General features: G+C 63.0%; 3 protein-coding genes. All 3 read right to left on the bottom strand.

Annotated elements, in window-relative coordinates:
* Positions 1-138: 138 nt before the first annotated feature.
* From BMW72_RS18135 to BMW72_RS18145, 3 genes are read right to left on the bottom strand one after another with little or no spacing between them, the layout of a single operon-like run.
* Positions 139-1,140 (bottom strand): heme-dependent oxidative N-demethylase family protein, encoded by a 1,002-nt coding sequence (locus tag BMW72_RS18135; RefSeq protein ID WP_241983769.1) that lies wholly within the window; start codon positions 1,138-1,140, stop codon positions 139-141.
* Complete coding sequence (locus tag BMW72_RS19100) at positions 1,137-2,114, bottom strand: PDR/VanB family oxidoreductase (protein ID WP_092113136.1); 978 nt, start codon at positions 2,112-2,114, stop codon at positions 1,137-1,139. The genes BMW72_RS18135 and BMW72_RS19100 overlap by 4 nt, the downstream gene beginning before the upstream one ends.
* The gene (locus BMW72_RS18145) at positions 2,111-2,596 is read right to left on the bottom strand and encodes a dimethylamine monooxygenase subunit DmmA family protein (RefSeq protein ID WP_092113139.1); all 486 of its coding nucleotides are present in this window, start codon (positions 2,594-2,596) and stop codon (positions 2,111-2,113) included. Before BMW72_RS18145 ends, BMW72_RS19100 begins: the two co-directional genes overlap by 4 nt.
* Positions 2,597-2,693 lie beyond the last annotated feature (97 nt).

Consider the following 2,693-nt stretch of genomic DNA (forward strand, 5'->3'; position numbering starts at 1 on the left):
CGAGAAATCTCGGCACGGGACAACGGATCAAGCGGGTGCGCCCCGACAACAATTTCAGTTTCAGTTTCGACAGCGATGGTCATGGTTCTCTCCTTGGTTGTTTCTTCAGGTTCTGGAACAGGGTAAAACTGGGGGTGACTAGGCGGACAGCAACCAGTCGGATGCCGCTTTGCGGTAGTGGATGATGCCCTTGTACTCGGCCATGTCATCGGGGAGTTCGGCCAGCACTCGGCCCATGTTTTGTCGCCAGACCGGTACCCGGGCAATGTCTCGCAGCGGCAGCAGGTAGCTTCGGATCATGAACAGCACGGCCCCGGAGTGCGGGAGACGAATCATGTGCTGAATCTCGACCCGGAGGTGGAGCCGGTCCGGCAGGGCGGGGTCGTCGGCAATGGTCATGCGGTCATGCGCCCAGTTGGGGTAGGTCTCGGTGGACGTGTCCAGGCGCCGGTCGATGGTCAGGGTCCAGTTGGTGCGGCGGTACTGTTCCCCGGGCTGCAGCCGCATCAGAAACTGCTCCGCCCGGCTGACGATCTTCTCTTCCTTCACCCGGGGAACGGGGTGATGCACTTCCAAAAACTTCATGCCGACGTCGAATCCGACCGACCAGTCAGCGGCGAAGGTGACCACGCCCGCATCCAGCCACAACGCATCCTGGCGGTGGTCGAGAAAAACCAGGTCGTCCTGAATCTGGCTGCCCAAAAATCGCAATGGGCCCATCGGAAGCGAACTGTCGTCGCCGACGGTGAACTCCACGTCGAGGTTTTGCAGGGAGTTGCGCCAGCGGCAGAGGTCGCCTTCCCGGGTGAAGGACACGGTGTCCGGGTATTCCTCAGCCAAAGCGGGCAGCAGGGTGCAAATGGCATCCCACACGGCGGGTCGCATGTGGGGGAGCACCTGAAGCCGGGAAGGATCCCGCTCCAGTACCTCATCACGATCCTTGAGCTCGGCCAGGTAGTGTTCGTCGATGTGGAGCAGCCGGCCGCCCCAGGCGCCTGCTTCCGTGGAGACTTCCTTGCGGGACGGCTCGACATTGGCGCTGTAGCGGTAGATGTCACCGGAAAACGGAAAGGGAAAGTGCTTGATCCGTTCGGGAAGCACGTCGGCATCCCGTACAGCCTCGTTGATGACAGTACTCACAGGTCCAGCTCCAATTCTTGGCCCAGGCTGCGGGAGACGCAGCACATCATGGTGGTGTTGTCGTCCTTTTCCTGGTCGGTCAGGTAGAGATCTCGGTGCAGGGGTTCCCCACGCAGTACTGGCACGGCGCATTCGCCGCAGATGCCCTTGCGGCACATGTTCGGAACGGTCAGGCCGGCGTTTTCGAGGGTGCCCAACAACGACACACCGGCCGGAACGTTCAACGTGACTTTGCTGCGGGCCAGTCGAACCTCGAACGGTTCGCCATCGTCGAGCGCCGCACCGGAGAACGCCTCTGAATGCAGCAGGCTCTTGGGCCAGCCGAGATCGCGAGCCTGCTTGAGCACACTGTCCATGAAGGCATTCGGTCCGCAGACGTACAGGTGCGTTCCGAGTTGCTGCGTCGTGAGCTGACGGGTGAGAACCTCCTGAAAACTGCTGCGATCCAGGCATTCCGTCAGGCCCGGACCCAGCAGCTGTCGTGCTTCAGCCACGTGTGCGCCCGTTCCCGGCCGGTGCACGTAGATCAGGGATGCTGACGCGCCCCATTCGGCGGCGTACCGCGCGTGCGAAAGCACCGGTGTGATGCCGATTCCCGCAGCGATGAGCAGGTGATGGCTCGCTGTTGCCGCCGGGGCGAAGGCGCTGCGGGGATGCGAAACCTGAACCAGGTCACCCACGCAGAGCGCGTGCATGGCGAGGGATCCGCCGGCACCGTTCTCGATTCGCAGCACGGAGATGCTGTATTCCGTGGGGGCACTGCCCGAGCCGGTGAGCGAATAGGCATTGGCGCCGGTTCCGTACTGCACCACGAGGTGGCTCCCCGGTACATACGACGGCAGCAGCTCACCGAGCGCACCACCAAACGTGATGCTCGTGATCGAATCCGTCTGCGCACTGACGCTGGTGACCTCCAGCTGGAGGGTCCCGTCCAGTAGCGGCTTGGCCTTGTTCTGGAGCGCCGTCCCGGTCATGCTGCCTCCTCGGCATGGGCTGAGAATCCCAGGTACCCGCCAACACGGCGGGAGAAGTGGTCAGTGAAGATCAGGGTCGTTCCACAGCCTTGACAGTCCACATTCGTGCCGATCGGATGGTCCGTCGTGGTGGAGGTGTGGCAGTGTCCGCAGAAGATGACACGGGGTCCGACCTCGTCGCACACCAGGGTCATTTCCTCGTCAACGAGGCCGCATTCTGCTGCAACGGATGCCGCTGCGTGCACGTCTGCCGGTGGGCCGGCCAGTACAACACGCACACCGACACGCGAGTGTCCGAGCACAGACCTCAGGTTGGCGATGGCCTCGGGGGTCGCGGCTGCGAAGCGGAGGTCGTGCCGGGGCATGCCACCGGTGTCGTGATCTTGGAGAGCGTCGGTGGTGGCGAACGACACACAGATGACTCCGCGAAAACCGGGTTCGCAGCCGGCGCCTGTTGCCGGCGACTGGGATGCGGTACGCATGGGGGTTTAGGGTGCGAAGGTGCGGTCGCCGGCGAAGAATCCGAGGGCGTAGTCGGGGGTTTCGAACTTGACGGTGGTGCCCTTGGGGAAGAAGAGT

Origin of the sequence: Cryobacterium luteum, assembly GCF_900110125.1 — a bacterium.
GTDB lineage: Bacteria > Actinomycetota > Actinomycetes > Actinomycetales > Microbacteriaceae > Cryobacterium > Cryobacterium luteum.

Excerpts from the sequence above, each read along its gene's own strand:
- BMW72_RS19100 (WP_092113136.1), bottom strand. The coding sequence starts at position 2,114 with ATGACCGGGACGGCGCTCCAGAACAAGGCCAAGCCGCTACTGGACGGG.
- BMW72_RS18145 (WP_092113139.1), bottom strand. The coding sequence starts at position 2,596 with ATGCGTACCGCATCCCAGTCGCCGGCAACAGGCGCCGGCTGCGAACCC.